Source organism: Clostridium sp. C2-6-12 (genome assembly GCF_009928485.1).
GTDB lineage: Bacteria > Bacillota > Clostridia > Clostridiales > Clostridiaceae > Clostridium.
On record NZ_JAABNP010000035.1, the window covers coordinates 15,370 to 36,412 of the forward strand.

At 30.6% G+C, this 21,043-nt stretch carries 14 protein-coding genes and 3 pseudogenes; all 17 read right to left on the reverse strand.

Going from position 1 to position 21,043, the window contains the following annotated elements:
• Positions 1-107: 107 nt before the first annotated feature.
• Positions 108-518: a helix-turn-helix transcriptional regulator gene (locus tag GXK56_RS22180; RefSeq protein WP_160691545.1), complete on the reverse strand. Its 411-nt coding sequence runs from the start codon at positions 516-518 to the stop codon at positions 108-110.
• A 147-nt stretch (positions 519-665) separates the two neighbouring features.
• Positions 666-944: a hypothetical protein gene (locus GXK56_RS22185; RefSeq protein WP_160691547.1), complete on the reverse strand. Its 279-nt coding sequence runs from the start codon at positions 942-944 to the stop codon at positions 666-668.
• A 79-nt stretch (positions 945-1,023) separates the two neighbouring features.
• A complete protein-coding gene (locus GXK56_RS22190; RefSeq protein ID WP_160691549.1) occupies positions 1,024-1,578 on the reverse strand; it encodes a putative immunity protein in 555 nt (184 codons plus the stop codon).
• A 261-nt stretch (positions 1,579-1,839) separates the two neighbouring features.
• Entirely contained in the window at positions 1,840-3,222 is a 1,383-nt protein-coding gene (gene rlmD / locus GXK56_RS22195) for a 23S rRNA (uracil(1939)-C(5))-methyltransferase RlmD (RefSeq protein ID WP_160691551.1), read from the reverse strand.
• Between the two features lie 347 nt (positions 3,223-3,569).
• Positions 3,570-4,991, reverse strand: coding sequence for a pyruvate kinase (gene pyk, locus GXK56_RS22200; protein WP_160691553.1), 1,422 nt, complete (start codon positions 4,989-4,991; stop codon positions 3,570-3,572).
• A 77-nt stretch (positions 4,992-5,068) separates the two neighbouring features.
• Positions 5,069-6,025: a 6-phosphofructokinase gene (gene pfkA, locus GXK56_RS22205; RefSeq protein ID WP_160691555.1), complete on the reverse strand. Its 957-nt coding sequence runs from the start codon at positions 6,023-6,025 to the stop codon at positions 5,069-5,071.
• Between the two features lie 431 nt (positions 6,026-6,456).
• A pseudogene (locus GXK56_RS22210) lies at positions 6,457-7,701 on the reverse strand (OB-fold nucleic acid binding domain-containing protein); the annotation flags it as partial.
• 136 nt (positions 7,702-7,837) lie between these two features.
• Positions 7,838-9,739, reverse strand: coding sequence for a group II intron reverse transcriptase/maturase (gene ltrA, locus GXK56_RS22215; RefSeq protein ID WP_160691557.1), 1,902 nt, complete (start codon positions 9,737-9,739; stop codon positions 7,838-7,840).
• Positions 9,740-10,458: 719 nt separating this feature from the next.
• Positions 10,459-11,538: pseudogene (dnaE, locus tag GXK56_RS22220) on the reverse strand (DNA polymerase III subunit alpha); the annotation flags it as partial.
• A 335-nt stretch (positions 11,539-11,873) separates the two neighbouring features.
• The gene (locus GXK56_RS22225; protein WP_160691559.1) at positions 11,874-12,695 is read right to left on the reverse strand and encodes a hypothetical protein; all 822 of its coding nucleotides are present in this window, start codon (positions 12,693-12,695) and stop codon (positions 11,874-11,876) included.
• A gap of 45 nt (positions 12,696-12,740) precedes the next feature.
• Positions 12,741-14,003, reverse strand: a pseudogene (gene dnaE, locus GXK56_RS22230) (DNA polymerase III subunit alpha); the annotation flags it as partial.
• Between the two features lie 153 nt (positions 14,004-14,156).
• The gene (locus GXK56_RS22235; RefSeq protein WP_160691563.1) at positions 14,157-14,441 is read right to left on the reverse strand and encodes a Dabb family protein; all 285 of its coding nucleotides are present in this window, start codon (positions 14,439-14,441) and stop codon (positions 14,157-14,159) included.
• Positions 14,442-14,571: 130 nt separating this feature from the next.
• Complete coding sequence (whiA, locus tag GXK56_RS22240) at positions 14,572-15,519, reverse strand: DNA-binding protein WhiA (RefSeq protein ID WP_160691565.1); 948 nt, start codon at positions 15,517-15,519, stop codon at positions 14,572-14,574.
• 33 nt (positions 15,520-15,552) lie between these two features.
• The gene (locus tag GXK56_RS22245; RefSeq protein ID WP_160691567.1) at positions 15,553-16,905 is read right to left on the reverse strand and encodes a YvcK family protein; all 1,353 of its coding nucleotides are present in this window, start codon (positions 16,903-16,905) and stop codon (positions 15,553-15,555) included.
• Positions 16,902-17,786: an RNase adapter RapZ gene (rapZ, locus tag GXK56_RS22250; RefSeq protein ID WP_160691569.1), complete on the reverse strand. Its 885-nt coding sequence runs from the start codon at positions 17,784-17,786 to the stop codon at positions 16,902-16,904. The genes GXK56_RS22245 and rapZ overlap by 4 nt, the downstream gene beginning before the upstream one ends.
• Positions 17,787-17,934: 148 nt before the next feature.
• Positions 17,935-18,849, reverse strand: a complete 915-nt coding sequence (gene murB / locus GXK56_RS22255; RefSeq protein WP_160691571.1) for a UDP-N-acetylmuramate dehydrogenase — start codon at positions 18,847-18,849, stop codon at positions 17,935-17,937.
• Positions 18,850-18,985: 136 nt separating this feature from the next.
• Complete coding sequence (gene uvrC / locus GXK56_RS22260; protein ID WP_160691573.1) at positions 18,986-20,860, reverse strand: excinuclease ABC subunit UvrC; 1,875 nt, start codon at positions 20,858-20,860, stop codon at positions 18,986-18,988.
• Positions 20,861-21,043: the final 183 nt, after the last annotated feature.

Genomic DNA, 21,043 nt, shown 5'->3' on the forward strand with positions numbered 1-21,043 from the left:
TATCTCAGTGCATTTATGGTTTGTATTATTTAGTTTTCAAGTAATTGTTTGTGCTTGTATATTGGAGTTTATTTATTGCCTTTCCACACCTTTCCTAGTATATCTTTTTACACTAAAAAGGCATCTAAATGACTATATTGATATTCTTCCATCAACTCATTTACCATTGAGTCTATCCTTGTAGCATACTTTGGTATATTCACTTCATTTTGATATTGAATCAGAATCGGATATTTCTTTCCCCATGCACTTGTCCAATCAATTTTTTCTTCTATTTGCTCACTGGTTTTTTCAATAATCTCTTGTATTTCTTTCACATCAATATCAAATTCAATCAGTTCATCCAATGACATATTATATAAAACTGCCATTCTTTTAGACTGGAGTATGTCTGGAAGTGTTTCATCTGTTTCCCATTTTGAGACTGTCTGCCTGCTTACTCCTAATTTTTCTGCCACATCCTCTTGAGAAAGCCCACATTTCTTTCTTGCATGAAATAAACTGTTTCCTAAATTCATAAAATTTACCTCCTGATTTTATTTATCTAAGGAGAATTATTGCATTTAAGGAAAAATAAAGCCACCAATTATATCTTACATTTTTGCTCCTTTTCCTAACATGGTTACCTTGAAAAATTGAAACTTGTTAGCTTTACCTTATGCTCATCAGCTCCGATGTTTATTTTTCAAAATAAAAGATATACCATATGCTACTGATGTAAGAACAAGCGCAATTGCAAAATGTATTGGTAGCACCAGCTTGAAAAACATATTATAAGCTTCTCCGTCCTCTAATATTGCAGGCATTGCAATTAAGCTGATTACTACAGTCAGTATGGTTGAAATAACAGGTGCTGACCAAAGATGTTTTCGCTTAAAACAAAACAGGAAAACTACTGCCAAAATAGGTATTACTATAAAAACCGAAACATTCCACCAATCCATAACAGACCTCCTTAAATATCAGTACCATTCTCAAAACTGCGCTACAAGATAATGAGAACTGTCCCCCTATGCATATAACTCAGTCACGCAAACCATCATCAAGTTTCTTAAACAATATATCTAGTCGTGTTGTCTTGCTGGGTTGCGGTGGGAAATTCCGAATAATTGTATGAACTTCAGTTGGCGCCTCTTTAATTGCACGATTAATCATGTCGTCGCTTGCGCTCTTTGATCTATTTGATAATTCAAGAGCATAAGCTGCGTAAACAATTGGTCCTAGTACATGGCGTGCCTGTCTCCATCCTTGGTCTCCGATTTGTAAATCCGTATGGGTATATGGAACAGAAGAAACCGCAGATGCTGCTTTTGTAACATATTTTGCAGGTTCATCTACTTCTTTACCAATTTTAAAGACTGCCATTGACACTCTACGAAGCTCTTGTCCTCGCTTTTCGCCTTGGACGTATTTTGCTGCTACTTCTAAAGATTGGCGTGGTCTTGAATCATCAGGGTAATTCTCTTCAAAAATAGGTAATACTTCTGCCACAAAAGCAATTCCCCAAAATGTAGCAGGTCTTAATAGATACTGATCATCAGTCGAATTAGTAAGCGTATTGCTATTAGATTTAGGCATAAATTTCTCTCCTTTCAAATTCAAATTTATCTAATTACTTATATATAGTTCTTGTTTCGCCACTCTATTTTTGCAACATATTATATAATACATTTCATCCATTGATTTATCAACTAAGATTTCAAGTTTTTCACTATCATCGCCCAAATCCCCCTATGTCATCTATAAAGCACCCTATTTTTAAGGGTCAAAAAACGGTGTTTTTCCACTGTTTTTTGACCCAATTTTTGTCCTCAAACCACTACATGTTGTGGTCAATTTCTACTTTTTGCCTTCCGAACCACAATACGTCATCAGAATTATACTCTCAACATGTTTTGTCGTAGGGAACATATCAACAGGCTGTACTTCAACAACTTCATACCCTACTTGCTCTAAATGTTTTAAATCTCTTGCTAACGTACTAGGATCACATGAAACATAAACCACCCTTTTAGGCTGTGCTTTACCTATTGCCTCTAGTAATTTAACATCACAGCCTTTTCTTGGCGGATCTACTACTATAACATCTGGCTTAATTCCATCTCTGATTAATCTAGGAATTATATCTTCTGACTTCCCTACAAAAAACTGGGAATTAGTTATTCCATTTTGCTCAGCATTTATTTTAGCGTTTTCTATTGCCTGCCCCACAATTTCCACACCATAAACCTTTTTAGCCTTTTGAGATAAAAATAATGTTATCGTACCAGTACCACAATAAGCATCAAAAACAACCTCATTTCCGCTTAAATCCGCATATTCTAAAGCTTTATTGTATAGTACTTCTGTTTGCAATGGATTTACTTGAAAAAAGGATAATGGCGATATATTAAATTTATACTCACCTATATAATCACATATATGATCTTGCCCCCATAAAGCAATACATTTATCTCCTAATACTAAATTAGTATCCTTAGAATTTATATTTTGAATCAAACTCACTAAATTGCTAATTCCCTTTTGTAATGTACTTATTAATTCTTCTTTATAAGGAATCTCTTTATCTGTAGTAACGAGTACAACCATAACCTCATTAGTCTTAAAGCCTTTTCTAATCATTATATTTCTGATTAGACCTTCTTCATAGAACATGCCATCTCTTTTTGCTGGCTTTATAGAATATTCCATCATCCAGTTTCTAATTAGTCTTATAATTTTATCAGCTTCTTGCTCTTGAAGTAGGCAGATATCCATATCAATTATTTCATGAGTCTTTTCACTATAAAATCCAATTGCTATTTCTTCTTCAACAAGTCCAACAGAAAATATAACCTTATTTCTATATCTATATTCTTCCTTCATACCTAATGGATATTTCACAATACTATCATTTAATCCACCAATCTTCTTTATACAATCTTTTACTCTTTCAAATTTAAAATCTAATTGTCCTTTATAATTTAAATGCATTAATGTACATCCACCACATTTTTCATAATTAGTACATTTAGGTTCTATTCTTTCACTTGATTTTTCTATTATTTCTAAAATCCTACCATGAGCATACTTTTTCTTAGCTTTTACTATTTCAATTCTCACACATTCACCTTTTAAAGTTCCTGGTATGAATATGGGATAACCATCTATTTTAGCAACACCTTCACCCTCATAACCTAAAGATTCAATGTTTACAATATATTCCTTGTTATTTTCTAACACTTTAACACATCCTTCGTTATATTTTAGGCATATTCAAAAAAAGAGCACCTTTCGGTGCCAAATACAGAATCAGTTGCCATTTAATTCCATAATTATTTAATAATTATTCCTCTTTAAGAGCAATAATATACATTATATATTAAATACTACCTACATAAATGTTAATTTTTTGTTAACTTTTTCTATTATAACACAAATAGTATTTAAATAACATCTTTTATTAATGTTATTTGTTATTTTTGCGAATAAAGTAAATAACAAAAATAATTTAATATACCATACGATAAAAGAGACTTTGGCAAACTAATCACCAAAGTCTCTATATATATAAATTTATGTTTTACAAACTACTTAACAACGCTGATCTTTAATAAGTTAGTAGCTCCAACTTGATCTACAGGTACTCCAGCAGCTAATACAACTGTATCTCCTGATTGAACAAATTCATGGTTCTTAGCTATTTCAACTGATTTTTCTAACATTTCGTCAGTTGATTCCATCTTATTAGCAACTACTGGGTATACTCCCCATGAGAATGCTAATTGTCTAGCAACAACTGCATCTGGAGTTACAGCAATGATTGGACATTCTGGTCTGCATTGAGAAATTCTCTTAGCAGTAGCTCCTGTTTGAGTTGAAGTTATAACAGCTGCTGCTTCTAATTCATTAGCTGCATTACTAGCTGCTCTTGAAATAACTCCTGCTATAGCTGGAATATGAGATTTAGCTTGAGATACTGCTACTTTGTATTCTAAAGATTTTTCAGTTTCTTCAGCAATTTTAGCCATAGTAGCTACTGCTTCTACTGGATAATCTCCGTTAGCACTTTCTCCTGATAACATGATTGCATCAGTACCATCTAAGATAGCGTTAGCAACGTCTGAAACTTCTGCTCTAGTTGGTCTTGGATTTCTCATCATAGAATCTAACATTTGAGTTGCAGTTACAACTGGTTTACCAGCAGCATTACACTTCTTAATCATCATCTTTTGAACTGAAGGTACTTGTTCTATTGGAATTTCAACACCTAAGTCTCCTCTAGCTACCATTAAAAGATCTGAAACTTCTAAGATTTCATCGATGTTATCAACACCTTCTTGGTTTTCGATTTTTGAACAAATTAATATTCTTTCTCCACCATTTGCATCAAGTATTTCTCTGATAGTCTTTACGTCAGATGCTTTTCTTATAAATGAAGCAGCAATCATAGTAACTCCAACTTGACAACCGAAGATTAAATCTGATTTATCTTTTTCAGTAAGAGCTGGTAATTTAATAGATACTCCTGGTACATTAACTCCTTTATGAGTTCCAACAAATCCAGTGTTTTGAACTTCACACTTAATAGCGTTTCCTTCAACAGATTTAACAGTTAATCCTACTAAACCATCATCTATTAATATAGTGTTTCCTGGTTTAACATCATTTGCTAATCCTTCATATGTAACAGCACATTTAGTAGTGTCACCAATTACATCCATATCTCCAGCATATACTGTAAATTCTGTACCTTTAGTTAATTCAACTTTCTTAGGTTCGAATTTTCCAGTTCTGATTTCTGGTCCTTTAGTATCAAGAATTATAGCAATTTCTCTATTTAATTTCTTTGATAATTCTTTAACCTTTGCAATTCTTCCACCATGTTCTTCATGATCTCCATGTGAAAAATTATGTCTTGAAGCATTCATTCCTGCAAGCACAACTTTTTCTAATATTTCCATATCCTCACTAGCTGGCCCTATAGTACAAATCATTTTAGTTTTTCTCATTAAACTAACACTCCTCTTTCTTGGATTAATTTATAGAATTTATATAAATAAACTATAACCTTATTAAACTAATAAAACTATGATAATACTTGTGCAATATCATATAGTTCTTTATCAAATTGGCTTTCCATATCTAAAGCTTCATCTATATCTTGGTCAATTATTTTATTATCTTTAATACCAATTACTCTTGAAGTTTTTCCTTCTAATAATACTTCAATAGCTTTTGCTCCCATTCTTGAAGCTAAAACTCTATCAGTAGCACTAGGACTTCCACCTCTTTGAATATGACCCAAGATTGTTGCTCTAGTTTCAATTCCAGTTATTTCTTCAACTTCTTTTGCAAGTTCAAATGCTCCTCCAATTCCTTCTGCAAGGATTATTAAGTTATGCATTTTCCCTTTATTTTTTCCTTCTAAGATAGTTCTGCAAAGTGCGTCTTTATCAAAATCCATTTCTGGAATTATGATAGCTTCTGCTCCACCACAAATACCTGCATATAGAGATAGATCTCCGCAATCTCTACCCATAACTTCTACTATAGAAACTCTTTCGTGAGAAGTTGAAGTATCTCTAATCTTATTTATAGCATCAACAACAGTATTTAAGGCTGTGTCAAAACCTAAAGTAAAGTCTGTGTAAGCTAAGTCATTATCAATTGTTCCTGGAATACCAATTGTTTTAATTCCAAGTTTTGATAATAATTTTGCTCCTGTGAATGATCCATCCCCACCAATAACTACTAAAGCTTCTACACCATATGCTTGTAATATTTTAGCAGCTTTTTTTCTTACTTCTTCATTTTTGAACTCTGGGCATCTAGCAGTTCTTAAAATTGTTCCACCTCTTTGAATTATGTCAGATACTGAATTTCTGTCCATACTGAATAATTCTCCGTTAATAAGCCCACTATAACCTCTTTGAACCCCCATAACTTCAATTCCATTATGAATTGCGGTTCTTACTACTGCTCTGATGGCAGCATTCATACCTGGTGCATCTCCACCACTTGTTAAAACAGCTATCTTTTTCATAATATATATTTTCCTCCTTAAATACTGTAAGGGACTTTCTTAGACCCTTATGTACATAATGTAACCATAATTTATTAACCATCAATTATTGTACCTAAATTTCTATCATTTATCAATCATATTTGACAAACTTTTGATGTTATTCTAAAATATTTGACTTATATTTAGAATAACTTTTATAGTTTACATATATTTTATCAAGGATTATAACTGTAATTTAAAATAAGATTTTTTCTTAGCTTACTATGTCAACATACTTTGACTATTATGTCGACACACTGCAACATTAAATTCCTTTTATATTATAACCAATAATGAACCTATTTATATATTTTGATAACATTTTTATAATATTCATTTTTGTAATATTTTTCATTTATATATTTATCAAAATTGTGCCCCATATTTATATCTAATTTGCTATTTGATTATTACAAATCTTGTATTTTTACATTTTCTTCTCCTAATATTTCTCTCAGCATAGTTATCACATCACTGTCTAAAGAAATCCATCTATCTCTCGGAGCTCTAAAACTTTGCTTTTCTTTGCTAGCAAAAATATAAACAGGAGTATCTCCCAAATATTCTTTTTTCAATAATTCTTTAAGATTTTGGCTCAGTTCTTTAGCTGAAATTGTATCTTCAACTCTTAAATATACTTTTGAAGTATTCACTTTTTCCAATGGCTCTATGCTTTCACAAATAAGCTTAGGCGGTTCATCTTCTTTCAAGCTTAATCGCCCTTTTACTATTACCAAACTATCAGTTACACATAATTCTTTTACCTTTTCCAATGTTTTTGGAAAAACTATTACTTCAATTGTACCAGTTAAATCTTCAAGCTTTAAGAATGCCATTATGGAATTATTTCTAGTTACTTTTTGATTTACACTTGCAAGTATTCCACCTAATATTACCCTATCATTATCTTGAAGCATATCCTGTTCATTAAACATGGCTACTTCTCCAATATCATCGGATAATGTTTCATCAAGAGTTTCATGTGATGAAAATATTTTTATTATTTCATTTGTAGTTTGCATCTTTAAGCTTTGAGCATAATCATCTAATGGATGACCTGTAATATAAAGACCAGTCATTTCCTTTTCCATAGCTAATAAATTTCTTTTGTTAAATTCCTTAATATTAGGATAATTAACTTCTGGATTTTTTAATTCTTCAGCTGCAAATAAGCTTATCTGACCATCAATATTTCTTCTCTTATCACTTGATATATTGTCTATCATCTTTTCATGAACAGCGAGCATCTTTGATCTGAAAACTTTAAAATCATCTAAAGCTCCAGCTTTAATTAAACATTCTACTGCACGTTTATTTATTGATGACGGATCCATTTTATTAACAAAATCCACCAAGGAATCAAATTTTCCTTTTTCCTCTCTCGCTTTTACTATGCTATCTACAACATTTCCACCAACATTCTTAATAGCTGCTAAACCAAATCTGATTTTATTGTCTTTTACTGTAAATCTAGAAAAACTTTCATTAATGTTAGGAGGCAATACTTGTATTCCCAACTCTTCTGCAATTCCAATGTAATAAGCAATCTTTTCGTTTATACCCATAACTGAATTAAGCATTGCTGCTATCATTTCTGTAGGATAATATTTCATAAGATATGCTGTTTGATAACCTACAACTGCATATGCAGCTGATGTCGATAGGTAAGTCTTTGATACTATCTCCAACTTTTCCCCCGACCCAAACGGTACGTGCGACTTTCACCGCATACCGCTTTCCATCGAAATAGTTTTCCATCTAATGACTTCTTCTTTTAAATTAAAGTTACCTTTAATTCAAAGTTTCACCTATTTTAATTAAGTTATCTTCTTCAAAAATTATATTTCTTAATTCTAAAATCTTTTTATTTTTAGTTTCTGTATTAGAATGAACTAACTCATGACATTCATCACATAGAGTTATTAAATTTGGAACTTTATTTATCTGATTTAAAGGAAGTTTCCGTCTTTTATGATGACATTTAACTATTCCAGTATATACAGATTGTTTACATGCCATACATATTCCCTTATCTCTGTTATAAGCATATTCTCTGTTCATTACATATTCAAAATTATAAATGTTTCCTTTTCTTTCTTGATTTCCTACTATTGTAAATAATTCATATGGATTATATAGTGTTGGTCTAAGTTTCCCTCTTTGTTTTTTAGAGGTATTACTTTTCAGTTCCCTACCTTCTTCTGTATATGGTGTCATTTTAGGATTAAATTTTCTTGCATAAATAATTGGTGTTATTGATGCTTTGGTTAATCCTATTTTTAAATCCTTATAATCAAAGAAGAATGTTTTTTGTTTATATCCCATATGTCTATTAGTAAGATTATTAACTTTGTCTATATCTATAAGTCTATCTTTTCCACTTCCATATAACCTTCGTACCGTTTTATATGCAGTATAAAATATTTTATTATCTATATTTTGTAATATAGATTTTGCAATGCTTATTTTATAATAATTTGCAATTCCAATAATCATACTATTTATTTTTTCTACAAGCACAACTGTCTTTAACGGTGTTTCTTGATATCTTATAGCCTCAACTTTATCTAATATTTCTCTGGTTTTACTCTTAACCATTTTTCTATTAGGCATAACCTTACATACAAGATTATTTGTTAACCTCTTTTTCTCTACAAATAGTTCAAATCCAAGAAATTTAGCATTTTCTTCTCTTAAATCTGTAATCATAGTTTTATCATCAGATAATTCTAATGATAATCTATGTTTGAAGAACTTCTTACATTGATAAAGTAATTTACTCGCTTCACTTTTACTTTCAGTTAATATTATCCAATCATCTGCATATCTTATTAAATATTTTTGAACATGTTCCTTTTTCAATTTCTTTCTTGCATTATCTAATGCAACTTTTCTTACTGATGATTTTGCTTTATTTATATAATCATCTAAAAAGGGATGTTCTTCATATTGTGTTGCCACGTATTTATCAAATGCGTTTAAATATATATTTGCTAATAACGGTGATATTATTCCGCCTTGGGGAGTTCCAATTTCAGATTTATTGTATTTTAAATCTTCCATTATTCCTGCTTTTAGCATTTTCTTAATCATATTTAGCACTCTTTTATCTCTTATTCCAAGTCCCCACATCATTTTAATTAATATGTTGTGATTAACATTGTCAAAGAAACTTTTAATGTCACCTTCAATTGCAACATAACATTTAGTTGTATTAACTAAACTTACAATTCTTGCAATTGCATGTTCTGTGTTTCTGTATGGTCTGAAGCCATAACTATGATTAAAGAATTTTGCTTCCACTATAGGCTCTATAACAATTCTCGTTATCTCTTGTATAATCCTATCTATCATTGTTGGAATACCAAGAGGTCGTAGTTTCCCGCTCTTTTTAGGTATATACACCCTTCTAACTGCATTTGGTTTATAGTTGTCGATACACTTTCTTATTAAATTTATTAACTTCGTTGTATCCATTTGCAAATATTTATCAATATTAACTTTATCTATTCCAGCAGTAAAACTACCTTTATTAGATTTAATATTGTGTATTGCAGTAATTATTGTTTGTTCATTCTTCATTACTTCAACTAAATCATAAAATTCAGTTTTCTTTTTAGAATTTTCATACATTTTGTCTAAAACACTAACTAATTGTTTTTCATTATCAATAACATAACTTTTTAAACACATCTGCAAGGTCATCACCTCCGATTGTTTTTACTATTAAATTCCCACCTTCATTTGAAGGGTTCATGATGATATGTTATTAAATAGGTTACTTACTATTCCGACTGGTGTCCTTCGCTCCAAGTAGTTTTCCCCATCCTTCTTACATTACTGTAAATAGTGACTATCGGCTACTTATCAACACTACTATGACACCTCTGACTCCTTCTAATTTTCATAGATATAGCAAATCTCCAATTAGAAGGTATCTCAAGTTCCAATAAAACTATCCCTTATTTTTCTTCGGGTTAGGTTTCCTCTCTATGCCGAGGGCTACATTATAACTGACTACCATAATCATTATAAGTTGTAACTTTTATAAGTTATCATATACAACCAACTCACGAATGTTTGTATAAACCCTAAAATCCCACCTTCTGCTGTGGGGCAACAATTACGACACTTCGCACGAGGATTCGTTGTCTAACCATGCCAAAGTTTTTAAGGATGCCCACTCCATATAGTTACGTATGTCAAGGATGTAACATCAGGCTCTGTCCTTACCGTGCTCTACACACCTTCAAGTGCTATCTATCGAGTGCATAACGGGGTATCAGCAATATCACTACTGGTAGTTGTGATAGAAAGGAGTTTCACCTCTCAATTCGTTTTATCAGTTTGAATTAATTATATTAATCCACTTGCTTTTATTCCTTATCTAAAGGCTTTTATATGCAAGAACTTGACGCACCATGAGACTTGTTAAAAGCGTAACTTGCGAAGTCCATCATGTTATCAAATATCTTATTTGCAATCTCTTCACTTATTCCATTTCTAATACATCCTGGAACTACAACTTCTCCATCTTCTTCAATTCCATAAATGAAATTTTTTCTTTCTTCCTCCATTACCTTATGCTTTTTCTTAGACATAGCTCTTCTAACCATGTCACTACGTCCCATTGAATACCCTGCTAGTTTTCTAACAATTTCCATTACCTGTTCCTGGTAAACCATAACCCCATAGGTAACATTTAAAACATCCTCCAATTGTGGAGTTTCATATTGTACTTTATCTGGATTCTTCTTACATTCAATATACCTTGGTATTTCAGCCATAGGGCCTGGTCTATATAATGAAATACCTGCAATGATATCTTCTATAGAGTCAGGCTTTAATTCCTTCATAAATGAAGTCATACCAGCTGATTCTAATTGGAATACACCAGCAGTCCTTCCTTCCCCTATCATTTTATAAACTTCTTTATCTGCAAAATCTATCCTATCGAGGTCTATATCTATATTCCTATTTTCTTTAACCATATTAATGGCATCATTCATAACAGTTAAGGTTCTAAGTCCTAAGAAGTCCATTTTCAGCAATCCAAGCTCTTCCAGTGTTCCCATTCCAAATTGAGTTACTATCATTTCTTCATTTTTTTGAAGTGGAACATATTCAACCAATGGTCTTGATGCAATAACAACACCTGCTGCATGAGTTGAAGAATGCCTTGGAAGCCCCTCTAAATCCTTAGCAATATTTATTAGATTCTTTACTCTTTCATCTGTATCATAAGCTAGTTTAAGCTCAGGATTATACTCTAATGCCTTTTCTATAGTTATACCTAACATGGTTGGTATCATCTTGGCAATTCTATCAACCTCTGCATAACTATAATTCATAGCTCTACCAACATCTCTTATACATACCCTTGGTGCCATTGTACCAAAAGTTATTATTTGAGAAACATTACTTGCTCCATATTTTTCTACAACATAATCAATTACTTCTTGACGCCTTTCGTAGCAGAAGTCCGAATCTATCTATTACTACCCTCTTTTTCAAGATACTTTAACACTGGTTTTCCAGTGGGTATAGACTATATCTTCTCCCACCGACCTTTACGGTTTGGGATGCCCCGCTTCGTAAGTACTTTTTTATAAAAGCACTTACTACGTGCCCTTGCACTAGTCGTTGGACCTTTCTCTTTTCGAGACTTGGCTGCTGGTTATCCAATTTCTTTAATTTTTATGGTTAAACCACCGTAACATTTAGGCTTATTTCATCCTTCTGCTTTGGTCTAAAGAACTCTAAGGACTTTCCAGCAATTCGAGGCTCTTTAAGCATATTATTTCTAACATGCACGACTATAAATTGGCTATTTCATAGATTTTAGACATAAATACTTCATATATTTTCTCTCTAAATATAATTCTGAATTATAATATAAATAAGTCATTATACTTAATGTTTTATATTTTCCACCATAACTTAAATAGTAATTATTTTTTTCATCTTTTCTTCGCTTGAACAATCTATTTTTAAATTCATAATCTGAAATTTCATTAAATATTTCTATTAAACTTTCCAGAAACTCTTTTGTCCCACATATCTTAAAATTAATTGAGTTTTTTGATAATACTAAGCTTCCATCTCCATCAAAATATCCTCTTATAAAATCTTTATAAAATTTTTTATTTAATATTTCTTCATTTGGAAACTCTATTACTAATGATTTATTATAAACAACACCCTTATCTTTAAGATCACTTACGAAACTTTTGCTATTTAATATCATTCGGCAATATTCTATTGATTTATATGGTGAATTTGAAAAATAAGTATTTATAGGATACGAAGACTGAATACTTTCTTTAAATTTCATTAACTGGGCTATATCTACAACTGATAATGCAATTCCAAAATTATTACCTGTTATATAACCATCAGCATAAATAAAACCTAACCAATATGCCTTTTCACTAGAATCTATAATTTTAAAATAATTTTCATTAAAACAATAAATCTTGTGACTTTCTCGCAAATTTCTCGTTTCAGTATTCCATCGTTTTAAAGCATCATATATACCACTTAAACTATATCCTAATTCGTTCGAAATATTTTTACATGACATTTTTTTATTTATATATAAGTCTATTATTTCTTCTTTATATTTATCAAGTTCATATCTATCTGTCATAAGTGCCTCCTAAAAACCTCTTGTTTTTAGGATAACCAATTTTTAATCTGGCATACTTACTCTTTCTGGATTCAAAAAGCGTTCAAATATCAAACTATACTTAATAGGATCTATCTTAGTAATCCCCAAAGTATAAGCTACTATTGATCCTGCTGCTGATCCTCTTCCCGGTCCTGTTGGAATTCCACTTTCATAAGAAAATCTAATGAAATCCCAAACGATTAAGAAATAATCAACATACCCCATCTGCTTTATTACTTGAAGTTCATATTCTAATCTATCTATATATTCTTTAGCATCTTCATGTTCTTCTTTTATTTTAGTTATTATTTCATAATCTAAAGGCTTTCCTAATATTTCCTTGAATACATCATATCTATCTATAAGGCCTTTATAGCAGGTATCTCTAAGATATTCATATGGGTCCTGCCCCTCTTCTAATGGAAATTTAGGAAGTTTTGATTCATGAAACTTATATTCATAATTACACTGGTCTGCAATCTTAATAGTATTTTCTAAAGCTTCAGGTACATACGAAAAAATATCCCACATTTCATCCGCTGATTTTAAATAAAATTGATCTGATGGATACCGTCTTCGATTTGGATCATCAATGGTTTTAGCAGTTTGAATGCACATTAGTACATCATGTGACTTTGAATCTTCTTTATTTATATAATGTACATCATTGGTAGCTATTAATGGTATTCCTGTTTCCTCTGCTAATTTTATATTTTCCTCATTAACTTTCTTTTGCTCTTCCATGCCATGATTTTGTATCTCTAGATAAAAATCACCATTAAATATATCTTTATACATTAAGGCTACTTCTTTAGCCTTTTCATAATTTCCTTTAAGGTGATATGACTGTATTTCTCCACCCAAACATGCACTTAAAGCAACCAATCCTTCACTGTGTTCTCTCAAATACTCATGATCAACTCTAGGTTTATAATAAAAACCTTCAATTGAAGCTGTTGATACTATTTTCATCAAATTTTCATATCCAATTTGATTTTTAACTAGCAAAACTAAATGAGAAGTTGAATTTTCCTTATCTGGCTGCTTTATGTGCCTTGACTTTCCAGCCACATAAACTTCACAACCCAAAATAGCTTTTATATCATATTCTTGTGCTGCTTTAAAAAAATCTACTAACCCATACATAACACCATGATCTGTAATTGCTATACTCTTCATTCCTAATTCTTTAGCTTTTGCCATAAGCTTTTTAATTTTTCCAGATCCGTCTAGCAAACTATATTCTGTATGAAGATGAAGATGTACAAATTCCTTTTTTTTCTCCATGTAAATCCTCCTTTCCTGAGATTATATCAATATTTTTTGAAATCATCTGCTTTTTAATTATAACAATCTACAACTATTTTTTATACAATTTTATAAAAAACAGCAGTTGAATTATTTCTATGTCCAACTACTGTGTATATTTATTATTCAATTTTAAAAATCTATTGTTTTGCTCAATTCTATATAAGGACCGATAACCTTCTTAACCTTTTCAACATGAAATTCATCTATATCATAAGCTAAATAATCTTCTTTTGAATCAAATCTTGTTATAATAGCGATATCATAACTTCTATCACTTCTAATAACATCAATTCCTACTTCTAATTGTTTTAGTTCTTTAATGTTTCCATTCATAGTTAAAAAAGTCTTTTCTAAAAATTCTAAATTTTCCTTTGTTGGTTCTTTCGCTTTAAAAAATACAATATGTGTAAACATAAAACACCCCACTCTTTCAATTATCAATTTGCAATTAAAAGTTAACAATTAAGGACTAAATTACTTCGTAATTTCTTAAACAATATATTTCAAACTCACAAAGGAGTTTCCTCCTCAATTTTTAATTATATTAATTTCCTGTTCTTAATTCTTCTGCTATTTTTTCAATTTTTCTTAGTCTATGGTTTATTCCTGATTTGCCTACAGGTGGATTTAACATTTCTCCTAATTCCTTTAAGGATTCATCTGGGAAATTTAATCTTAGTTCTGCAATTTCTCTTAGATTTGCAGGAAGTCTTTGAAGTCCTATTTGAGATTGTATTAATTTTATACTTTCAACTTGTCTTACTGCTGCATTTACTGTCTTTGAAAGATTTGCCGTCTCGCAATTAACAAGTCTGTTTACATTGTTCCTCATTTCCTTCATTATTCTTATATTTTCAATTTCTAATAATGAAGCATGAGCCCCTATTACATTAAGCAAATCTACAATCTGTTCTCCTTCTTTAATATATACAATAAAGCTATTTTTCCTTTGTATAACTTTAGAGTTCAAATTAAAAGTATTAATTAAACTCGATAGGTCTCTTGCATATTCTTCACTATGAGTTACGAATTCTAAATGATACGTCTTTTCCGGGTTACTTATGCTTCCGCCACCAATAAACGCACCCCTAACATAGGCTTTTTTTGTATCCTCATGTTCAAAAATATGAGGTTCAATTCTATAGTCTAAACTCATAATTCCGTCAATTTCTTTAAGTATACCAGTATCACTTAATAAACCTCTAACACCCATTTCCTCTGAAATCACTACCATATAAATATTATTTTTCTTTAATGAATTACTTTTTTTAACCATTAATTTAGAATGAATATCAAAGTGATTTTTTAAAATGGTAAAAATTAATCTTGCACTGGCTGGATTTTCTGTGGTCATTTTAAAACTAAGTCCACTTCCACTAAAAGCTAACGTACCACTAACCTTCATTATTGCTGATAATTCTGCCAATGCCTCTTCCTTAGAAATATCTATATACCTACATATTTCTCCTTTAACCTTTGATGAAAATGACATTTTGTTTCCTACCTTACCTATATATTTTTTATATTATTCTATTTCCTTACCTTTTTCTTCTCTTATTCTTTCCTTAATACGTTGTGATAAATACATATACTCTATAATCTTCTTTTTATCATACAAAAGTTTCTTTTCCATAATGGTGTCTACCAATACTTCTGCTAGCTTGGCTGAATCATGTTTTACTAATCCATTTTTTATTTTAACAAGATTTTCACCAACTATTTTTATGCCCAAACTGTTTATAACTTCATTATCTAGCTTAACAAGTTCTGCGCCATCCTGTGCATATTTCTCTCTTAATTCTTCTGTTATTTCACCTGTATTAGCAATTACATAATCAACAATATCCTTGCCTCCATATTTAAGTAAAACCTTTAGATGGTCAGATGCCTTAAACCCTGTAGTTTCTCCTGGCTGAGTCATTATATTAGAAATATAAATTTTAATTGCATCACTTTTTCTAACTGCTTTAGCAATATCTTTAACAAGTAAATTAGGTGTTATACTTGTATACAAACTTCCTGGTCCCATAACTATAGCATCAGCTTCTTTTAATGCATCTAATGCTTCTTTCAAAGGAGCTGCATTTTCAGGATTTATTTTTAGCTCTTCTATTCTTGAATTTTGCTTAATTGCTTCTTCTGGAATCTGCGATTCACCTTTTACAACATTTCCATTTTCAAACTTTGCTATTAACTGCATATTGTCTAAAGTAACAGGTATAACTTTTCCTGTTACAGCAAGTACTGAACTCATTTTTTGAACAGCTTCTTCAAAATTATCAGATATTCCAGCCATTGCTGCTAAAAACAAATTACCAAAGCTTTGGTTTTTTAATCTTCCATCTGAAAATCTATATTGAAGTAAATCTTCCATTATAGGTTCAGTATCAGCTAATGCTAAAATACAATTTCTGATATCTCCAGGTGGAAGCATTCCAAGGTCTTCTCTTAAATCCCCTGATCCGCCACCATCATCACCAACTGTTACTATAGCTGTTATATTAGACGTATAATACTTCAACCCTCTAAGCATTGTTGAAAGACCTGTTCCTCCACCTATTACAACTATTTTAGGCCCTTTAACCAATAATCTCTTTTCATATATTAGACTTTCAATCTTTCGGCTATCTAAGGACACTTTAATATATCCTCTATTAACAAGTGCAATCATTGATTTCATAGTCTCTGTAACAGATATATAAAGAACAAATACACCTGTAATATTTAAAAATACATAGAATACTTGATAGTATAAGTTATATATTCTGTGAGTAACTAATTCTGTAAAACCAAAGGCTATTAAAAGTACTCCAAATATCCCAAATGCCAGCCATCGTTTTACTCTAATTCCTGCTTTAAGCCAGTCTCTTATCCTCATAGTTTCTTTTCTCCTTTATGAAGATCTTCTGATACATCTCTATGTTCTATTTTTGCATTATAATTTTCATTATTTAGTCTTTCATAAATTTCATTTGCTATAGCAACAGAACGATGTCTGCCTCCAGTACAGCCAATTGATATTATTAATTGTCTCTTTCCTTCCTTAATGTAATTAGGAATCAAATATTTCAGCATATCGACTAATTTTTCTATAAAAGTAACAGTTTCTGTCTGTTTTAATACATATTCTTTAACTGGTTCATCATTCCCAGAATATTGTTTTAACTCTGGAATATAAAATGGATTTGGTATAAATCTAACATCAAAAACCAAATCTGAATCTACTGGAATACCATATTTAAATCCAAAACTTAATACTGTAACTGATAGTTGTTTTTCTGGATAAACGTGATCTCCATAAGCCATATTAATCTTCTCTCTTAAATGACGTATTTCATATTTTGATGTGTCTATTATAATATCTGCAACATTTTTAATTTCTCTTAATTTTTCTCTTTCTTGGGTAATACCTGTTAACACTCTTCCATCTGGTGATAATGGATGACTTCTTCTAGACTCTTTAAATCTCTTTATAAGAATTTCGTCAGTTGCTTCTAAAAATAAAATTTCATATTTAAAGTCATTTTGTTTTAAATAATTTAGAGTATCAAAGAAATCATCAAAGAAAACTCCTCCTCTAATATCTATAACTAATGCTACTTTTTCAATATTTCCTCCACTTTGTGCACACATTTCAGCAAATTTTGAGATTAACTTTGGTGGAAGGTTATCTACACAAAAATACCCCAAATCTTCTAATGCTCTTGTCGCTTGTGTCTTTCCTGCTCCCGATAATCCTGTAACTATTACAAACCTCATACTACTTCCTCCCTTTTGCCAAAGATATTTCTATAAGCACATTATTTTTCATAAATTTTCACTATACTTTACCATGAAAATTATATCATATAATCATAATTAAATCATAAAAAACCCAAAAGTCATAAACTCTTGAGTTTTTAATGTCTTAGTCTTCACCTAAAATTCTAACTTCTGGATATAAATCTACACCAAACTTCTTTTTCACTTCATCTGTAACATGATATATTACATCTAATACATCTTTAGCAGTTCCATTGCCTTTATTTATAACAAATCCAGCATGTTTTTCTGAAACACATGCTCCACCTATAGTAAATCCCTTTAGTCCTGCATCATCAATTAATTTACTTGCAAAATGCCCTTCAGGTCTTTTAAATGTACTTCCTGCTGATGGATATTCCAAAGGCTGTTTCTCTTCTCTTCTTTGAGTTAATTCATCTACCCTCGCTTTAATTTTTTCTTTGTCCCCAGGTGTCAAATTAAAAGTTGCACTTAATACAACATATCCCTTTTCCATAACTATAGACTGTCTATAACCTAAATTTAATTCTTCTTTTGAAATGACTCTTATTTCTTGATTGTCATCTAGTACCTCTGCACTTTCAATAACAAAAGATATCTCTCCATCGTAAGCTCCTGCATTCATAAATACTGCACCGCCTACACTTCCAGGAATACCGCATGCAAATTGAAAACCTGATAAAGCTCCATTTACTGCTTCTGTTGATACATCTTTAAGTAAAGCACCACATTCTGCCGTAATTTTATTGCCTACGCGTTCTATCTTATTAAGTTCACTTAATTTTATAACAACGCCTCTAATCCCGCCATCTTTAACTAAAAGGTTTGATCCATTTCCAATAACATAAAAAGGAATTTTATTATCTTTACAAATTGTAATAGCATCTTTTAATTGTTGTACTGTATTTGGAGTTAAAAGTATATCTACTGGTCCTCCAACTTTAAAATATATATTTTCACTCATTTTTGCATCTAATTGAATTTGTGAATCTTTATATATTTTACTGAATAAATTCTTATATTCTCCATAATGATTCATTCTAAAACTCCTCAAACATTTATATTAGTCTTATATCTATATCATATAGAATAATCCATTCACTAATCTAACACAAGTAAATTTTTATATTAACTTTAGCCCAGCAAATTTTTATTCCGTACTATTATAGCATAATTTATTTGTTTTGTTCATTTTTTTTAAAATAAGTAAAAATGCTGTTCGCTGCTTTATTGTCTATGGACTCAGTTTCAAGGAGTTCCTCTAATGTAGCTTTCTTTATATTTTCTATGCTTCCAAATTTCATAAGTAAAGCCATACGCCTTTTCTGACCGACATTAGGTATATCATCTAATATTGAATGCAATGTTCTCTTGTCTCTTAAACTTCTATGATAAGTTATCGCAAATCTATGAACTTCATCTTGAACTCTTCTTATCAGTTGCATTAAGTTAGAATTTCTATTTATTATTAATTCATTATTATTATAAATTATTCCCCTAGTAGCATGATGATCATCTTTAACCAATCCACATACAGGTATATTTATACCAAGCTTTTCTAGAACCTCAATAGCTATATTTACCTGACCTTTTCCACCATCCATCATGATTAAATCTGGAAAATTCGAGAATTTTCCGCTAGAGAATTTAATTTCTTTATCTTGAATTTCCTTGATTTCCTTTAATCCATGAGTAAATCTTCTTTCTAGAATTTCTCTCATACTATCATAATCATTAGCATTTTTTACCGTTTTTATGCGAAATCTTCTATAATCACTATTCTTTGCTTTTCCATCTTCAAAAACAATCATGGAACCAACAGAATCTACACCCTGTATATTAGATATATCATAAGCTTCTATTCTATGAGGTATATCATCTAATTCTAACAAATCTTGTATTTGCTCCAAACAAATTCTATTTATTTCTTTATCCATTAAAATTTTATCTTTAAATTGCTCAAGTGTAACCTTTGCATTATTTTTGACCAATTCCAACATTTCTTTCTTTTCACCTTTGACAGGTATTTTTACAAAAACTTTAGAACCTCTTTTTACACTTAAAAACTCCTCTAAAGCTTCCACTTCATCACTTTCTGGAATATAAATGTTTTTAGGTACCTTAGGAGTTCCTCCATAAAATGAAATTATAAATTGGGAAAGTGCAATATTATCATCTTCATGAGCGCTGTTTTCAAGAATAAAATGTTCTCTTCCTGTTACCTTTCCATCCCTAAAGAAAAATACTTGGATACAAAAATCTTTTTCATCTTTATACATATTTATAAAATCTTCATCGTTATCCTGAGATTTAAATACTTTTTGTTTTTCTGCTATACTTTGTATTGCTAAAATTTTATCCCTTAAAGAAGCTGCTTTTTCAAACTCTAAATTTGAGGATGCTTCCTGCATCTCACTCTTTAGACTATTTACTAAAGTCTTATCCCTGCCACTTAAAACATCCATTATTTCATCTATCATACGTTTATATTCAGCTTTTGAAATATGGCCTTCACAAGGAGCATTACATTTCTTTATGTGATAATTTAAACAAGGTCTAGTTGGTTTTCCACCTTCTACAATATATCTTTTGCAAGTTCTTAAAGGAAATATCTTTCTAATTAAATTTATTGTCTCATGCACAGCCCCTGCATTAGGATATGGCCCAAAATATTTATTTCCATCCTTTGCATAATTTCTGGTTATGAATACTTTAGGGAAATCTTCATTGGTCGTTATTTTTATGAAAGGATAAAATTTGTCATCCTTTAAAGAAATATTGTACTTAGGGCTATATTTTTTAATTAAATTACATTCCAATATTAAAGCTTCCATCTCAGAATCTGTTACTATGTATTCAAATTCCGCAATATTTTTAACCATTGCTTTTACTTTTTCTGAATGATTTTTTGAATTTTGAAAATATTGTCTAACTCTATTTTTTAATATTTTTGCTTTTCCTACGTAAATAATCTCTCCAAGAGCATTTTTCATTAAATATACTCCAGGCTTATCTGGTAAAATCTTCAATTGAGCCTTGAAATCAAACATTAAAACACCCCCGTTCATTCAGTTAACAGTTTAACTAAAAATCCTTTGAGGATTTTTACTTTCATTATTTTATTTTCATAAATTCAGCAGGAAAAGTAAGAATCCAAAAAGTGAGAATCCAAATTTTACATTTGGTTATTCGAACTTTCTCCTCGGAGCTTTAATCTTTAATTGTTAACTGTA